Origin of the sequence: Flavobacterium notoginsengisoli, assembly GCF_042686225.1 — a bacterium.
GTDB lineage: Bacteria > Bacteroidota > Bacteroidia > Flavobacteriales > Flavobacteriaceae > Flavobacterium > Flavobacterium notoginsengisoli.
The window spans coordinates 149,948-167,375 of record NZ_JBHUOT010000005.1 but is presented as its reverse complement, the minus strand read 5'-3'; the positions used below and the strand labels follow the sequence as shown (position 1 = coordinate 167,375).

Here is a 17,428-nt window from a genome sequence, read left to right as displayed (position 1 = left end):
TTCAAGTCTTTTAAAAATTTTTCAAATTAATCATAATTTGAAAGGAAATAATAGAATATAATGAATACAATCACAGCCGCAATTACCGCTGTTGGAGCTTATGTTCCTGATTTTGTTCTTTCGAACAAAGTTTTAGAAACTATGGTTGATACCAATGACGAGTGGATTACCACCCGAACAGGAATTAAAGAAAGAAGAATTCTAAAAGATGCTGATAAAGGAACATCTTACCTTGCTATAAAAGCAGCACAAGATTTAATTGCAAAAGCAAATATTGATCCTTTAGAGATTGATATGATTATCATGGCAACAGCAACACCGGATATGATGGTAGCTTCTACAGGAGTATATGTTGCAACAGAAATTGGTGCTACTAATGCATTTGCTTATGATTTGCAGGCGGCATGTTCAAGTTTTTTATACGGAATGTCTACTGCGGCAGCTTATGTGCAATCCGGACGTTACAAAAAAGTACTTTTAATTGGTGCTGATAAAATGTCATCAATTGTAGATTATACAGACAGAGCAACTTGTATTATTTTTGGGGATGGAGCTGGTGCAGTTCTTTTCGAACCAAATTATGAAGGTTTAGGTTTGCAGGATGAATATTTAAGAAGTGATGGTGTAGGACGCGATTTTCTTAAAATTCCTGCAGGAGGATCTTTGATCCCGCCTAGCGAAGAAACGGTAAAAAACAGACAGCACAATATTATGCAGGACGGAAAAACTGTTTTCAAATATGCGGTTACCAATATGGCTGATGCAAGCGAATTGATTTTACAAAGAAATAATTTGACCAATCAAGAAGTAGATTGGTTAGTGCCACATCAGGCTAACAAACGTATTATCGATGCTACTGCAGGCAGATTAGAATTGGATGATTCTAAAGTACTGGTAAACATCGAAAGATACGGTAATACTACTTCAGGAACTTTACCTTTAGTATTAGCTGACTTTGAGCATAAGCTTAAAAAAGGAGATAATGTTATTTTTGCCGCTTTTGGTGGTGGATTCACTTGGGGATCTATCTATTTAAAATGGGCTTACGATAAGAATTAAATTAAAACTAAAAACGAATCATTATGGATTTAAAAGAAATTCAAAACCTAATCAAATTTGTTGCAAATTCGGGCGTTGCAGAAGTGAAGTTAGAAATGGATGATGTAAAAATCACAATCAGAACAACTTTAGAAACAAATGTAACTGAGGCAACTTACGTACAGCAATTACCAGCTCAGGCAGCTTTACCTCAAGCAGTGGCTCCACAAGTTACAGCTCCAGTAGTTGTAAATGTAACTCCAGAAGCACCAGCCGCTAACGATTCTAAATATATCACTATAAAATCTCCAATCATTGGAACATTCTATAGAAAACCATCTCCGGACAAACCAGTTTTCACAGAAGTAGGAAGCACTGTGTCTAAAGGTGATGTTCTTTGCGTAATTGAAGCAATGAAATTATTCAACGAAATCGAATCTGAAGTTTCTGGTAAAATTGTAAAAATTCTTGTTGACGATATGTCTCCGGTAGAATTTGATCAACCTTTATTCTTAGTAGATCCATCATAAATAAATTTAGATTTTAGATTTTAGATTTTAGATCGATTTACAGTTTGTTGATCATCTAAAATTATCTAATTCTCAAATTGTCTAATTATCTAATTAAAATAAGATGTTTAAAAAAATATTAATTGCGAATAGAGGAGAAATTGCACTACGTGTAATTCGTACATGTAAGGAAATGGGAATCAAAACTGTTGCAGTTTACTCTACAGCCGACGCAGAAAGTTTACACGTTAAATTTGCTGACGAAGCGGTTTGTATTGGTCCTCCTCCGAGTAACTTATCGTATTTGAAAATGTCAAATATTATTGCAGCTGCTGAAATTACAAATGCAGATGCAATTCATCCAGGTTATGGATTTCTTTCTGAGAATGCTAAATTCTCTAAAATTTGTCAGGAGCACGGAATCAAATTTATTGGTGCAGCTCCTGAAATGATTGACAGAATGGGTGATAAAGCTTCTGCAAAAGCGACAATGAAAGCAGCAGGAGTGCCTTGTGTACCAGGTTCAGACGGATTATTAGAATCTTACGAACATGCACAAAAAACAGCAGCAGAAATCGGTTATCCGGTAATGATGAAAGCTACTGCCGGTGGTGGTGGAAAAGGAATGCGCGCTATCTGGAAAGAAGAAGAGCTTTTAAAAGCTTGGGAAAGTGCACGTCAGGAAGCTGCTGCAGCATTTGGAAATGACGGAATGTACATGGAGAAACTTATTGAAGAACCACGTCATATCGAAATTCAGGTTGTTGGTGATGCTTATGGTAAAGCTTGCCACCTTTCTGAAAGAGATTGTTCTGTACAACGTCGTCACCAAAAATTAACGGAAGAAACTCCTTCTCCGTTTATGACAGATGAACTCCGTACTAGAATGGGAGAAGCTGCTGTAAAAGCTGCTGAATTCATTAAATATGAAGGAGCCGGAACTGTAGAGTTTTTGGTTGACAAACACAGAAACTTCTATTTCATGGAAATGAATACTCGTATCCAGGTAGAACATCCAATCACAGAACAAGTTATTGATTATGATTTGATCCGTGAGCAGATTATGGTGGCTGCCGGAATTCCAATTTCAGGTAAAAACTACCTTCCGGAATTGCACGCTATCGAATGTCGTATTAATGCTGAAGATCCTTATAACGATTTTCGCCCTTCACCAGGAAAAATTACTACACTTCATATGCCAGGAGGACATGGTGTACGTTTAGATACTCACGTTTACTCAGGATATAGCATTCCTCCAAACTACGATTCAATGATTGCTAAGTTAATTACAACGGCACAGTCTCGTGAAGAAGCGATCAGCAAAATGCGAAGAGCTTTGGACGAATTTGTAATCGAAGGTGTGAAAACTACAATTCCTTTCCACAGACAATTAATGGATGATCCAAAATATATTGCAGGAGATTATACAACTGCATTTATGGATACATTTAAAATGAATACTCCGGAATAATTATAAAAGGCTGTCAATTTTTTGACAGCCTTTTTTCTTTATATAAGTTTTGAATACGTTCTTTAAATTCAACTTGAAACCTCAAACCTGAAACTTTCAACTAGAAATTTTCATAAGGTTACACTTTAAGTGTTTACTTATTACACACCTTTTTTCTCTTTTACACACCTTTTTACTTTTTGCTTTTTTCTGGCATATCGCATAAAAGCCTTTAAAAACAAGTCTTTACGAGGTTTGGCACAGTTCTTTTTCATTACGGCATAATAATTTCATTATCTAAAGCGTAAACAACTATTAATTTAAATATATACGTTATGAAAAATTTATTTTTATCAGCCGCAATTGTCTTAGGAAGTTTAGCTTCATTCGCTTCAACTACACAAGTAAACAATACAATCGTAAAAACGATTTCTGTTGAAGAAGAATACACTGAAATCAAATTAGAAGAATTACCAGCAGCAATTTCTGAGTCTTTGAAAAAAGCATATCCTGATGCTGTAATTACAAAAGCATATAAAAACGAAAAATCAGAGTACAAACTAGATGTTACTGTTGGTGACAAAGTTGGAAATCTTTTCGCTAATGCAGACGGAACCTGGATTAAAAAATAATCTAAACTATAGGTTTTGTGAAAATCCGGATCAAGAATACTAAGATCAAATTAACAACATTAAAATATAATTATCATGAAAAATTTATTTCTATCAGCCGCAATCGTTTTGGGAGGTTTAACATCATTTGCTTCAACTTCGCCAATTTCAAATACTATCGTAAAAACAATCTCTATTCAAGATGATTATACGGAAATTAAAGTAGTGGAGGTTCCAACTGCAATTACAGATGCGCTAAAAAAAGCATATCCGGATGCAGTTCTAACAAAAGCGTTTAAAAATACTAAAAATGAGTATAAGCTTGAAGTAACTGTTGGAGACAAAACAGGAAATCTTTTTGCTAACGCAGATGGAACCTGGATTAAACAATAATTAAATCTAACCCTAAAAAACTATTACTATGAAAAAGTTAATCTTATCGGCAGCAATTGTTTTAGGCAGTTTGTCGATGCACGCAGAAACCGCTGTTGCAGCCAACCCAATGGTGCAGACAGTTAATGATCAGGATGGATATAAAGAAGTAGACGGAGTTCCGGCAGCTGTAAAGAAAGGCTTAGACGAAGCTTATCCTGGTGTAGTGCTTGAAAAAGCATGGGTAAATGACAAAAAGGAGTACAAAATTGAGATAACCGTTCGTGGCGAAAAATCGATCGTTTATACGGACGCTTCTGGTAACATTCTTAAAAAATAATTTAAACCATAAATATTATGAAAAAGTTAGTTTTATCAGCAGCGATTGTTTTAGGAAGTTTATCGGTGAATGCCGCAGTTCTTCCAGCGATTTCGATCACTCAGTCAGTACTAATTCAAGATGAATATACTGAAGTAGCTGCAGACGCCGTTCCGGCAGCAGTGAAGTCAACAATTGAAAAATCTTTCCCGAATACTAAGCTTGAAAAAGCTTATAAAAACGCGAAAAACGAGTACAAACTTGAAATTTCAAGCGGAGACAAGAAGTACACTATTTTTACAGATGCTTCTGGTAATATCATCAAAAAATAATTAAAAAAATCAGCATCATGAAAAAGTTAATCTTATCAGCAGTTATCCTTCTAGGAACAATGTCAATTCATGCCAATGTATTGCCTGTTTCAGAAGATGCTAAAACGACTGTAGTTATTCAGTCAGAATACACAGAAGTTGCTGTAGATGCTGTGCCTGCAGCTGTAAAAACAGCTTTGCAGACAGCTTATCCGGGAGCAAAACTGGATAAAGCATTTGTAAATGATAAAAAAGAGTACAAACTAGAAATATCAGTTGGAGACCAAAAGGCTACTGTTTACTCAGATGTCAATGGTAACTGGTTGAAGATATAATTAGGTGAATTTAGATTTATGTTTTTGGTGAAAAAGAGATTGCGTCGTGCAATCTCTTTTTTTTTGCATAATTTTGTGAAAATCCAATTTTAATAGTCTTATTTTAGCAAAAAACTCCCTAAAAGCAAATGCCCAAGATATTATTGATAGAAGATGACATCGCGTTTTGTAAATTATTAGAAAAATTTCTAATTAAAAAAACGTTTGATGTAACGATTGCTTTCTCTGCTGCAGAAGCACGTACTGCGGTTAAAAACGAATCTTTCGATTTGATTTTGACTGATCTTCGTTTGCCTGATTCTGACGGGATTGGACTTATGTCTGAATTTAAAAACGAATACCCACATATTCCTGTTATTTTAATGACAGGCTACTCTGATGTTAATACTGCAGTTAAGGCCATAAAAAATGGTGCAGCCGACTATATTTCGAAACCTTTCAATCCTGATGAGGTTTTGCTTGTGATTACTAATGCATTGCAAGCTCCAAAAGAAGAAGAGGAAGAAGAAACAGAAGCTCCTGTCAAAAAGAAAAAAGCGGTAAAGAAAACAGCTTCTTCTCCTGAAAATGAATTCGTGAGAGGAATTTCAGTTGCTTCCAAAAAACTTTGGGATCATATTCAATTGGTAAGTCCAACCGATATGTCTGTTTTGATTATCGGGGAAAGCGGAACTGGGAAAGAAATAATTGCTAAAAGTATCCATCAGCAGAGCCAGAGAAAAAACAACAATTTTATTGCAGTCGATTGCGGTGCTATTCCGAAGGAATTAGCAGCAAGTGAATTTTTTGGTCACTTAAAAGGATCTTTCACTGGAGCCATCAGCGATAAAATGGGATATTTTGAAGCGGCAAACGGGGGAACTTTATTTTTGGATGAGATTGGGAACCTCTCTTATGAAAACCAAATTCAGTTATTAAGAGCACTTCAGGAAAGAAAAATAAAACCTGTTGGAAGTAATAAAGAAATAAACGTCGATATCCGCATTATTACAGCTACAAATGAAGATTTGCGTGAGGCAGTGAAAAACGGCGATTTTAGAGAAGATTTATACCATAGAATCAATGAATTCTCTATTCAGTCTCCATCTCTAAAAGACCGAGACGAAGATTTAATGGTTTTTGCCGATTATTTCCTTGAAAAAGCCAACGAACAATTGAATAAAGACATTATTGGATTTTCGCCAGAAGTGGTTTCGATTTTTCAGAATTATACCTGGCCGGGAAATTTACGTGAATTGCAAAACTGCGTAAAACGTTCGACTCTTTTATCCAGAGGCGATTTTATAGAAAGTGATGTTCTTCCTGCTGAGTTTTTTCAAATCCAAAAACAATCAGAAGCAAGCGATAGTTTTTCGTTATCTGAAAATGAAAAAGAAGCGATTATTCATGCCTTATCAAAAGCACATAACAATAAGTCGGAAGCTGCTAAGCTTTTAAAAATTACCAGAAAAACACTTTACAATAAATTGAAACAATATAATATAGAATTAGAATAGGAACTATCTCAAAAGGAAGTTCAGTTTTTATTAGCTTCGGAGAAGCAAAATATTTATAGAAAAGAGGTTTTGTGACTGATAGAAAGCTCCTTTGGAGCTTTTTTTATTCTCGTATTAAAATTATATAAATATTTTGCCCCTCCGGGGCTTATGAGATTTTTTTCCAAAATAGATTCCTATCTGCTCAAGAGTAGATTTTTTATGATCTTTCTTTGTCCTATTTATATTTCTTGCTTTAATGCTTCAAAAAGAACAATAATTTTTTGTTCTAAATCAGAATAAATACTTTTAATGTCAAGCGTATTTAAATCTTCTTTTTCCAAAGTCTTTAAAATTTCTCCAATTTCTTTTGCCTGAATTTGTCTGAACATTGGAGCAATTCGGTGCGAAATTGATTTTATTTCATCGTGGTTAGTATCGCTTACAGCGGTTTTCAGAAGATTTAAATTATCATGAGTATTTTCTATAAAAGATTTTAAAACTTCTTTTAAGGCTGAATCATCCTGACCTAGAAAATCCTTCAATGTTTCTAAAGAATACATCTGAGAAGAATGGTGATCATCATTTTCTATTGTTTCTGCAACAGGAATTTCTTCATGATCCAAAATGTGCTGGATAGTTTCTAGTAAAATTTTTGGCGAATAAGGCTTTTTGACAACCGTTGTAAATCCAGCATCTTTATAAACCGATAGATCTAAATCAGTTCGTCCTGTAAGTGCAATAACAGGCTGGTTTTTGAAAGTAGTTTTCGGAAGTTCTTTTAGTTTGTCTAAAAACATAAAACCATCAATTTCCGGCATCTGAATGTCAGTAATCACAAAATCAAAATGTGTATTTTGAATGGTTTCTAGTGCTTTCAAAGGATTAGTGAAAGAATAAACCTGATGTTGTTCTTGTTTTAAAACACCGCTGGTTAAGTTCAAAAGATTGATGTCGTCATCAACTACAATAAAAGTCTGTTTTTTGCTATTTTTCAGAGGTTTGCTTAGGGGTTCATTTTGAAAAGGCTGGCTATTATCAAACAATAAAGGAAGTTGAATTGTAAAAGTGCTTCCTTTTCCAAAAATACTATCCAAGCTTAAACTACCGCCTAAAATAGAAATAATCTTTTTACAGATAGATAATCCTAAACCAGTGCCTCCGTATGTTTTTTCGATGTTTTCATTCGCTTGCGCAAACTCTTCAAAAACTAGTTTCTGATTGGCTTTTTCAATCCCGATTCCAGTATCTTGAATAGAAATAGTAAAAGTGTCCTCTTCATCCGCGTAAGCAGCAATTCGGATATGACCTTGTTCTGTAAACTTATAAGCATTTCCGATAATGTTGGTTAGAATTTGTTTTAATCGAAATGGATCGCCAACGATACGTTTCTGAAATTTTTCATCAACATTAATAATCAGGTCAATATCTTTTTGCTTGTAAACGGTTTGAATATTTCGCGCAACATCTTCAATGATTTCAGGAAGTAAAAACGGAACTTTTTCAATCGAAATTTTTCCGGCCTCAATTTGTGAGAAGTCTAATAAATCCTGAACCAGCTGTGTAATATACTCAGATGAATTTTTGATGTTTTTGATAAAATAAGACTGCTTGGTATTCACATCTGAATTTCCTAAAAGTTCAGAATATCCCACTATGGTGCTCAAAGGTGTTTTTAAATCGTGGCTTACCGTAGAGATTAATTGTTCTCGGCTTTTAAGCAGATTTTTGGTTTTGAAATTGGCTATTTCTAACTGTTTTTTATAGACCTGAGATTTAGAATAATCACTCACAATCAAAATAGAGAAAAATACCGTCAACAGTAAACCGATTACAGCAGAAGCGGTAACAATTTCGTTGACTCTTTTTAGTGATTTTTCTTTTAATGAATTGTTTTTGATTGAATTGATAATGATTTCTCGTTCAATAATTCGAAGTACTTTTCGAAGCTGATCTGAAACTGCCATTTCGTTCTGAAGCAGTTTGTTTTCTTCAAAATTCAAAGATTCTTTTTTCTTTTCGGCTTTTAACTTTACAGTACTCAAAAGCTTTTTAGAATTGGCTAAAATAGAATCCGAAGCTTTTTTACTCAGCGTATTGGTGCTGTCATCCGGAATATTGGAGTTTAAATAATCAACATAGCGTTGCAGAACACTACGCTGATAACTTCCTAACTGATTTGGGTTTTTAGTAAAATCCTGAAGTTCTAGTTTTCTCAGATTGAACTCCATTTTCGTGATTTCGTCAATCGCATTATTAACCGAAGTTTCGTCGTCTGCTTTATTCTTTATTTCTTTTAACTGCTTGATGTTTTTGGTCTTTTCAGACAAAAGATAAGTCACACTGTCCAAAAGTGTTTTTTGATATTCTGTAGAAACAATTTGTTTTAAAGTATCAAGACGAAGAAGAAGAGAATCGGTTTCAATCAGATAATTTTTAAAATCTTTTTCGGAGTTGCTTTGAATGGTTTGTCGCGCTAAACTTTCCGTTTTATAAACATTCGAGAAAAGTTTACTAACTCTAAGGATTTTGGTTTTTTCGAAAGCAATTTTGTCTTCCAGTTTATTATAAACTACATTTTCCGAATACAAAAACCATCCAACAGTGACAACCAAAGCCAATAAAGCAACATAGCTAAATAAAACTTTAATTGCGGTGTAACTTCTTTTGGTCTCCATATTTGCTGAAAGGTTTTGGGAAATTTGGGAATAATATAATTTCCTGCAATTTATCTAAAAAAATCTGTTTTCGGAATAGTGAAAGGTTCGATAATGTTACATAATTGTAAGGTATGTAAAGCAAAACAGCCGTAGATTATGTAAATCTACGGCTGTTTGTATATCATTTTTTAATGATTATAATGTTTCGCTTAACCATTTGAAAAACTCGCTTTGCCAAACCTGAGCATTTTGTGGTTTTAGAACCCAGTGATTTTCTTCTGGAAAATACACAAATCGGCTTTTGATTCCTCTTAACTGCGCAGCCTGAAAAGCTTCTTGTCCTTGTCCGATTGGCACACGGAAATCTTTTCCGCCTTGGAAAATCAAAATAGGTCGGTTCCAGTTCTGAACCAAAGTTGCAGGGTTGAAAGTGGTGTAGGCTTTTTGAGCAACAGCATTATCTTTTTCCCAATATGCGCCTCCAAAATCCCAGTTGTTAAAGAAAACCTCTTCAGTTGTTCCTAGCATCGAAACGGTATTGAAAACTCCATCATGAGCAATGAAAGTTTTGAAACGGTTTTTATGAATTCCGGCTAAATAAAATACAGAATAGCCACCATAACTAGCACCAACACATCCTAAACGGCTTTTGTCAACATAACTTTCTTTTGCAACATCATCAATTGCAGAAAGGTAATCGTCCATAACTTGTCCGCCCCAATCTTTACTGATTTTCTCATTCCATTCTACACCATGCCCCGGCATTCCGCGACGGTTTGGTGCAACAACTACATAGCCTTTAGCAGCCATTAAAGAGAAATTCCAACGGAAAGAGTATGATTGTGTAAGCGCACTTTGCGGTCCGCCCTGACAGTACAATAAAGTTGGATATTTTTTTGATGCATCAAAATTTGGAGGTAAGATTACCCAAACCAGCATTTTTTTACCGTCGGTTGTTGTAACATAACGTCTTTCGGTTTTACTCAATGCTAAAGTTTTGTATGTTTCTGTATTTACATTTGAAAGTTGTTTCCATGTATTTTTCTTCAAATTGAAAGAAAAAATTTCGCCAGCATGATTCATATCTGTTCTCGTAACGATGATATCATCTCCGGCAAATCCAACTAAATCATTTACATCAAAATCTCCGTTTGTCAACTGACGAACGTTAATTGCGATCTTAGTTAAACCAGGAAAATTAACCGAGAAAATTTGTTTTGTACCATCAATTGGAGCTACAAAAAATACTGTTTTTCCGTCTTTACTCCAGATAAAATTATCTACAGTTCCGTCCCAGTTTGCTGTTAAGTTTTGTTTCATTCCTTTAAACTCAACAATAATATCGTTTTTATCAGACTCATAACCGTCACGTTTCATTTGCAACCAAGTTAAATTTCCTGTTGGAGAAAATTGTGGCGCTGTATCGTAACCTAAATTACCATTTGTTTTATTAACCGTTTTTTGAGTTTCTAAATTGTACTCATAAATATCGGTATTGGTAGAAATTGCGTAAGCCGTTCCTGCTTTTTTCTTGCAAACGTACAAAATGCTTTTGCTGTCTGGCGACCAAATATAATCTTCGTCACCACCGAAAGGTTTTTGTGGAGAATCAAAAGTTTCACCTTTTAGGATGTCGATTCCTTTTGCGCCGTCTTTGTTTTCTTTATAAAAAACGTGGTTGAATTTCCCTTCGTTCCAGGTATCCCAATGACGGTAATCTAATCCATCGTAGATTTGAGCGTCAGATTTTGTCAGGTTTGGATAAAAATCTTTACCTAAAACTTTATCGATTTTTACTTCTTCGTTATACACAACATATTTTCCATCAGGAGAAATATTTTTATCGGCTAAAATATCTTTGGTGTCTTTAATTTCTGTTGCATTTCCTCCAGTTACAGGAATCGTATACAATTTTGAAGACGATTTGTTTTCTTCTACAGAAGGTGTAGAAACTTTAAAAACCACATTTTTTGCATCTTTAGAAATGCCAAGAGGTGTTACTCTTCCTAATTTCCATAACAATTCCGGCGACATTACATTCTGTCCGATAGCGTTTAAACTCATCATTATTAAGGTTGTTAATACTACTTTTTTCATAATCAATTATTCTATTTTTTGTGGCGCTAAAAATACAACATTTAAAATCCAATTAGTTAAATTTCAAATTCCAATTATTGTTAAAATTCTAAACTTACCTGCTATATTTTTTTTGCCACGAATTCACAAATTTTTATTCACAAAGATTATCAAAATATAATTCGTGAATTCGTGGCGAAAAAAATCATTATTTTTATAAAAAACTCTGAAGATGGAATTAAGTTATTGGGAATTAAAAAACTGGTTCACGAATGTAGATTACACTATTGTAGGAAGTGGTATTGTTGGTCTTCATACAGCTTTGCGCTTACGCGAAAGATTTCCGGCAGCTAAAATTTTGGTTTTGGAAAGAGGCATGTTACCGCAAGGCGCGAGTACAAAAAATGCCGGTTTTGCCTGTTTTGGAAGTCTTTCTGAAATTTTAGAAGATTTAAAAACACATTCTGAGGATGATGTTGTAGCTCTTATTGAAAAACGATGGAAAGGTTTGCAGTTGCTTCGAAAAAGACTAGGTGATGCTGCAATAGATTTTAAACCCCACGGTGGATATGAATTGTTTTTGAAAGAAGATGAATTCGGATTTAACGAATGTATTTCAAGAATGTCTTTTGTCAACGAAATTTTAAAACCACTTTTTAAATCTGAAGTTTTTGCCAAAGAAACAGACCGATTCGGATTTGGAAATGTTCAGGATTATTTAATTTTTAATCCGTTTGAAGCACAGATCGATACCGGAAACATGATGCAGGAATTGCTGAGACAAGCGGTTTCAGAGAATATTTTAATTCTAAATCAGCAAACTGTAACCTCTTACGCAGATGCTGGAAATTATGTAGAAGTTGTTCTGGATGAATTTAGTTTTAAGACCAATAAATTACTTTTTGCTACCAATGGTTTTGCAGGATCTCTTACTAATAATGCAGTTAAACCGGCCAGGGCACAAGTTTTAATTACAGAACCAATTCATAATTTAGACATAAAAGGAACATTTCATTTGGATAAAGGCTATTATTATTTTAGAAATATAAACGATCGAATTTTATTAGGCGGAGGAAGAAACCTTGATTTTGAAGGTGAAACGACAACTGAGTTCGGTCAGACGAAAATTATTCAAAATAAATTGGAAGATTTACTGAAAAATGTAATTTTACAAAGTCAGAATTTTCAGATTGCACATCGTTGGAGTGGCATAATGGGAATTGGAAACAGTAAAAATCCTGTTGTAACTCAACTGTCTGAAAACGTGTTTTGTGGAGTGCGTTTGGGCGGAATGGGAGTGGCAATAGGCAGTTTAATAGGAACAGAATTAGCAGATTTAATATAGAAAAAATACCACCAAAAACAACTAACCAAACCCGCCCCAAATATGAAGAAAACTACTCTGATTGTTCTTTTCTCGTTGTTTAATTTCCTATTTATTCATGCAAATCATAAGCCGGAATCTTATGCCGCAGATGCAAATTTTGATGTAACAGTCTCCTTACTTGGTGAAGTTTTCATTGAATATCATGATTATAATATTTATAAAACCAACCAATGGCAATTTGAATACGGTCCTGTTGGTTTTCAGCCAGGTAGAGGAACAGTTGTAACAGTAACAGGCGTTGATTTTTATAAGTTTAAAGTAAATCCGTTATCAGGCTATGATTTTAGAGTGAGACAACAATATTTGCTGGATGATTTTTCTGGATTTGCCTGGACAGACTGGTCACAAATAAAAACTATTTTTGCTTTAAGTGATAAAGTCTTTTCTGTAGGATATTCAACGAATTTCAATAATAAAATAGAAACAGATTCAGAATGGAGAGGTTTTATTTATAAAAACTGGTCAAGTGATGCGGGAGTGTATTTGTCAACGGGTGAGAATCATAGTGCGACAAATGAACCGGGTTCATCAATGAATATGACTAATTACAATTATCAGGCTGGAACACACGTAGCTTTAGTATCTCCCAAATTTAATGATCTGGCTACAGACCGGAAAATTAAATTCTGGACATATGGTTACACTTCGGATACTGAATTATTGGCCGGCACAATGACTAATCCCAGTGATTTAAGTACTTTTCATTTACTTGCTCCAGTTGAGGTAAAACCAGGCTATGGCTGGCAGCCACAAACAATTTATTTTAATAATTATAAAGGAACCGATCAATATATTGTATTCTTATTTAAAAGGAAATACTACGGTGCTTCTAATGAGAATGTAGGGATTGATGATTTTAGCTATGAAACGGCTGCTAATTGTTTTGATCAGTCTAATTTTGCTGTAAGTGATGTGCAACAGCATTCGGCTAAAATAAGTTTTGATGCTCCAAATCAGGATAATTTTCAGGTTAGTTTAACCAATGTAGTAAAACATACAACCGAAATTTTAAATATTAAAGAGAGCCCTTTTGTCTTAAATAATTTGGTCGGGAATACGAATTACGAAGTAAAAGTAAGAGCCAATTGCGTTGATGATTTATTCTCTAATTGGACACCTACTATTAGTTTTAAAACCCCATGTACTGCTATTTCAGGAAGCTATACTACCTCTTTTGAAGGTACTTCGTATCTGGATCCGTGCTGGAATATAATTAGTAATAATTGTTTGATTCGAACCAGTGTAGAAGAAACAGACTGGTCTTTAAAACCCTTGCCTAAAACAGGAACTTCCAGTATTCTGATTTATACATTTCAGGGAAAAATAAATCAGGACAAAGCTTACTTAATTACACCATATATTGCCGATTTAGATTCTGATACGAGAGTCAGGTTTAATTTGTTAGCTTATAGTAGTGCAGATACCTATAATAAAAGTTCGTTAACGATTGGTACAATGTCAGATCCAAAAGATCAGACGACTTTTATTCCGTTAAAAACAATTCTGCCATCGGAAATGAATGAGTTGGATAATCCAAACAAATCTGCTCTTTGGAAAGAACATACGGTTTATCTGGATAACTATTCAAAAAGTAATAATCATAATTATATTGCTATTAGGTACAATAATGAGAGTAATTCTATTTTCAGTATTGATGATTTTATTTATGAAAAAGTTCCTTCTTGTCTGGAACCTCTTAATCCGGTGACAATTGATTTTGATTACGATTTTGCTCAGGTAAAATGGGACAGTTACAAACCTGCATCGGAATGGCAGGTTGAATACGGTCCAAAAGGATTTAGTCATGGAAATGGAACTTTGGTAAATGCGTCGGCTTCAACTATTAAGTTAACAGAAGCTATTTTAGATGACACAGAATATGATTTTTATGTTCGTACTAAATGCGGAGCAAATTATAGTGACTGGTCAGATAAGGGATATTTCAGAACTAAATGTTTAGGAATTACGGCAGATTTTAAAGAAGATTTCGAAAATACAATTTTTGAGAAAAACGGTTGTTGGACGAGAATCGTACCTTATTTTGATCAGAGATACTTTCATATAAATAATTTTATTAAGGTAAATACAGCTGCTGATTGGGGCACTGGTTCTATATATGAAGGAAAAAAATCTATGGTGATTAGAAACCAACTGGATGTGGCTTATCCTCCAGGAGTTGGAGAAAAGACGGATAAAGTTGTTTTAGTTTCTCCGAGAATAAAAGATTTGGACAACTATAAAAAAATCAACTTTTGGATGATTGTTCCAACTGAATCTGAAAATAAGTCTGTAGAATTAATTATAGGGACACTTTCTGATCCTGAAGATTATACAACTTTTAAAGCCTATCAAACAATTACAATTCCTGCTGCGAATAAATCAAAATGGTTAAACTATGAAATAGATTTTTCTCAATATTATGGAACTGATAAATTTATTGGTTTTAAACAAAGCATCAATAACCTAAGACTGACGCGAATATTTATTGATAATTTTACTTATACCAAAAATGAATGTCCAAGACCTGGTGTTTTAGAAGCAAAACAATCGGGAGCAAAGAGTGTACTGCTGAACTGGAGAGATAATAACACCAATAAAGTGTCTCAGAGTTGGGATATTGAGTATGGCCTTAAAGGATTTGCAAATGGAACAGGAACTATAGTAAACGTAACTACAAATCCATTCAATTTAACAGGTTTGGAACAAGGTATATATGAGTATCGTGTACGTTCTTATTGCGAAACGACAATAAAAAGTGAATGGTCAGATCGTTACACTTTTAAGGTTGGATGTACTGTACAAGCACCTTTTATAGAAAATTTTGATCAATATAAGAATGCGTACCCTGATATTTTAAATTTTTGCTGGACGCGAAGTGAGCCAATTTATGCCCAACTTCAGGAATATAGTATGACTAATATTAATAGTGCACCAAATGTTTTTTATCTGCAAAATCGGGAAAAAGATGCATTTTTAATATCACCATATTTAGAAGACTTTGATAGCAATAAGAAAATAAAGTTCTGGCTTAATTATCAAATAGGCGATACCAGATCAAAAGCCGGAGATTTAGTTATCGGAACCATAAAAAATCCTATGGATTTGTCTACGTTCGAGCCTTACAAAACCATAACTATTCAGGAATTAAAAGAATTGCCTAAGTATGGAAAAGAATTCAATATAGATTTTTCGGAGTATAAAGGAGAAAATAAACACATCATGTTTAAGTATCTGGATGATCCGGCTGATACTTTTGTTTCTAATACAGTTTTAATAGACGATATTCAATACAATCAGGCATCATCTTGTTACGAACCAATTGATGTTGTTTTTTCTAATGTCAGCAATAATTCACTTAATATTCATTGGACATCCAAAAATGAATCTCCGCAAAATGTTCAAATTGAATATGGCATAACTGGTTTTACATTAGGATCAGGAACGGTTTTAAATACAAACGAAAATCAGATTAGTGTTTCCGGATTACAAACAGGAAGTTCTTATCAGTTTTATTTTAAAACACTATGTGGTTCTGATAAATCACTTATCGTAGGTCCAAGAAAAATAGAAACAACCTGCAATATTAAAGCATTACCATGGACAGAAAAATTCAGTAATTTAAGTTCATATGGAAAAAATATTCTTCCGGATTGTTTTAAATTTTTACAAGGAGACATAACAATGGAGAATAAAGCTGTAAAAGAAGTATACAGTAATTTTGGTCCTGACTATATGCGAAAAGGTTTTGACGATAACACTTACTTATACATAAATGGGTATGCAAAAATGATGCTTCCGATGTTTCATCTTAAAGCCGGAACTACATACAAGTTTAGTCTGAAAGGCAGAAATAGCTACGAATATCGTTCTCAGGGCGTATGGTTGTCTGTTGGAAGAGGGCAGAATGAATATAATATGGAAGCCTCCCTAACATATTCTGGAAGATTGACGGAATACAATTACAGTGACCTGTCTTATTATTTTACGCCTGTTGTTTCCGGTGATTATAGTTTTCTAATGCATTTTTATAATTCCGGATCACCGCTTTTACTTGTTGATAATTTTGAATTGAGAGAAGGGTACACAAGTAGTATTAATGGAAATTCAACAGTTAGCAAGTATAATTTTGATGCAGCAATTCCTGAAGCCATAATTTTGGAAGGAACTTTAGGAAGTATTGTAAAAGTAGATACTGATCCTGTTAATTTAAACAACAAAGTAGTTGCGTTAAAAGGAAATAGCGTTCTGGGCGAGTGGAGGAATTCTTCGGATATTGCAAAAAAAAGGAGTGCTGCCGATACCAGTATTTGGGAATCTAATCCAAGCAGTATTTCTAAAATAAATTTTAAAGTTGATGCTACAAATGTAAACAGTTTGTTTATGCGTTTTGATTTAAGGCAAACTTTTGTTAATTCGAAAAATGAATCAATGTTTAGAGTTGTAGTAAATGGGGATGTTTTACAAGACATCATTCAGCCTGTAACAAAAAACGGAGATACTTATGAGACACATGTATTTGATCTCAGCGCTTACGTAAAATCAGATATTCGAATTTCGTTGCAACATATTGGGAAATCCGATTTAGGCGATAATGCTTTTTTAGATAATCTGGTTTTTAATCAAACAGCAACTTTATCGGTTACAGATCATAACTATGGTGAATTTAAATATTATCCAAATCCGATCGAAAATATATTGAATATTGAAGGTAATTCTATAATTTCGAATGTTGAAGTTTATAATTTAAACGGACAATTATTAAGTAAAGAAAAATATTCAGATTCAAAAGTCGTTATTGATTTTAGACACTATGCAACAGGTGTTTACATGATTGTTTTAACTCAAGATGATAAAAAAGAATCTTTTAAAGTAATAAAAAAATAAT

Annotated in this window: 13 protein-coding genes; 11 read left to right on the top strand and 2 right to left on the bottom strand. The window is 33.9% G+C overall.

The features are described 5' to 3' along the window. Positions 1-60: 60 nt before the first annotated feature. The 9 genes from ACFS3A_RS13155 (at position 61) to ACFS3A_RS13115 (ending at position 6,441) form a co-directional block, all read left to right on the top strand. Positions 61-1,059 (top strand): beta-ketoacyl-ACP synthase III, encoded by a 999-nt coding sequence (locus tag ACFS3A_RS13155; protein WP_379826016.1) that lies wholly within the window; start codon positions 61-63, stop codon positions 1,057-1,059. Positions 1,060-1,082: 23 nt separating this feature from the next. Further along, positions 1,083-1,568: an acetyl-CoA carboxylase biotin carboxyl carrier protein gene (gene accB, locus ACFS3A_RS13150; protein WP_379826015.1), complete on the top strand. Its 486-nt coding sequence runs from the start codon at positions 1,083-1,085 to the stop codon at positions 1,566-1,568. 103 nt (positions 1,569-1,671) lie between these two features. Continuing rightward, positions 1,672-3,018 carry an acetyl-CoA carboxylase biotin carboxylase subunit gene (gene accC / locus ACFS3A_RS13145; RefSeq protein WP_379826014.1) on the top strand — a complete coding sequence of 449 codons (1,347 nt, stop codon included), beginning with the start codon at positions 1,672-1,674 and terminating at the stop codon, positions 3,016-3,018. A gap of 314 nt (positions 3,019-3,332) precedes the next feature. Beyond that, the gene (locus ACFS3A_RS13140) at positions 3,333-3,629 is read left to right on the top strand and encodes a hypothetical protein (protein WP_379826013.1); all 297 of its coding nucleotides are present in this window, start codon (positions 3,333-3,335) and stop codon (positions 3,627-3,629) included. A 75-nt stretch (positions 3,630-3,704) separates the two neighbouring features. Then, positions 3,705-4,001: a hypothetical protein gene (locus tag ACFS3A_RS13135; RefSeq protein WP_179001920.1), complete on the top strand. Its 297-nt coding sequence runs from the start codon at positions 3,705-3,707 to the stop codon at positions 3,999-4,001. Positions 4,002-4,029: 28 nt separating this feature from the next. Continuing rightward, on the top strand, positions 4,030-4,320 hold the full coding sequence (locus ACFS3A_RS13130; protein ID WP_379826012.1) for a hypothetical protein: 291 nt from the start codon (positions 4,030-4,032) through the stop codon (positions 4,318-4,320). A 17-nt stretch (positions 4,321-4,337) separates the two neighbouring features. Next, positions 4,338-4,631, top strand: coding sequence for a PepSY-like domain-containing protein (locus ACFS3A_RS13125; RefSeq protein ID WP_379826011.1), 294 nt, complete (start codon positions 4,338-4,340; stop codon positions 4,629-4,631). A 17-nt stretch (positions 4,632-4,648) separates the two neighbouring features. Continuing rightward, positions 4,649-4,945, top strand: coding sequence for a hypothetical protein (locus tag ACFS3A_RS13120; protein ID WP_289663525.1), 297 nt, complete (start codon positions 4,649-4,651; stop codon positions 4,943-4,945). A gap of 128 nt (positions 4,946-5,073) precedes the next feature. Further along, positions 5,074-6,441 (top strand): sigma-54-dependent transcriptional regulator, encoded by a 1,368-nt coding sequence (locus ACFS3A_RS13115; RefSeq protein ID WP_379826009.1) that lies wholly within the window; start codon positions 5,074-5,076, stop codon positions 6,439-6,441. A 221-nt stretch (positions 6,442-6,662) separates the two neighbouring features. Here the strand turns inward: ACFS3A_RS13115 and ACFS3A_RS13110 are convergent, their stop codons facing one another. Next, positions 6,663-9,098, bottom strand: coding sequence for a hybrid sensor histidine kinase/response regulator (locus ACFS3A_RS13110; protein WP_379826008.1), 2,436 nt, complete (start codon positions 9,096-9,098; stop codon positions 6,663-6,665). Between the two features lie 177 nt (positions 9,099-9,275). Beyond that, the gene (locus ACFS3A_RS13105; RefSeq protein ID WP_379826007.1) at positions 9,276-11,177 is read right to left on the bottom strand and encodes a S9 family peptidase; all 1,902 of its coding nucleotides are present in this window, start codon (positions 11,175-11,177) and stop codon (positions 9,276-9,278) included. Between the two features lie 211 nt (positions 11,178-11,388). On the opposite strand from ACFS3A_RS13105, the gene ACFS3A_RS13100 reads away from it, so the two are divergent. Both ACFS3A_RS13100 and ACFS3A_RS13095 read left to right on the top strand, forming a co-directional pair. After that, positions 11,389-12,501, top strand: a complete 1,113-nt coding sequence (locus ACFS3A_RS13100) for an NAD(P)/FAD-dependent oxidoreductase (RefSeq protein ID WP_379826006.1) — start codon at positions 11,389-11,391, stop codon at positions 12,499-12,501. A gap of 42 nt (positions 12,502-12,543) precedes the next feature. Next, positions 12,544-17,427, top strand: a complete 4,884-nt coding sequence (locus ACFS3A_RS13095; RefSeq protein ID WP_379826005.1) for a choice-of-anchor J domain-containing protein — start codon at positions 12,544-12,546, stop codon at positions 17,425-17,427. Position 17,428: the final 1 nt, after the last annotated feature.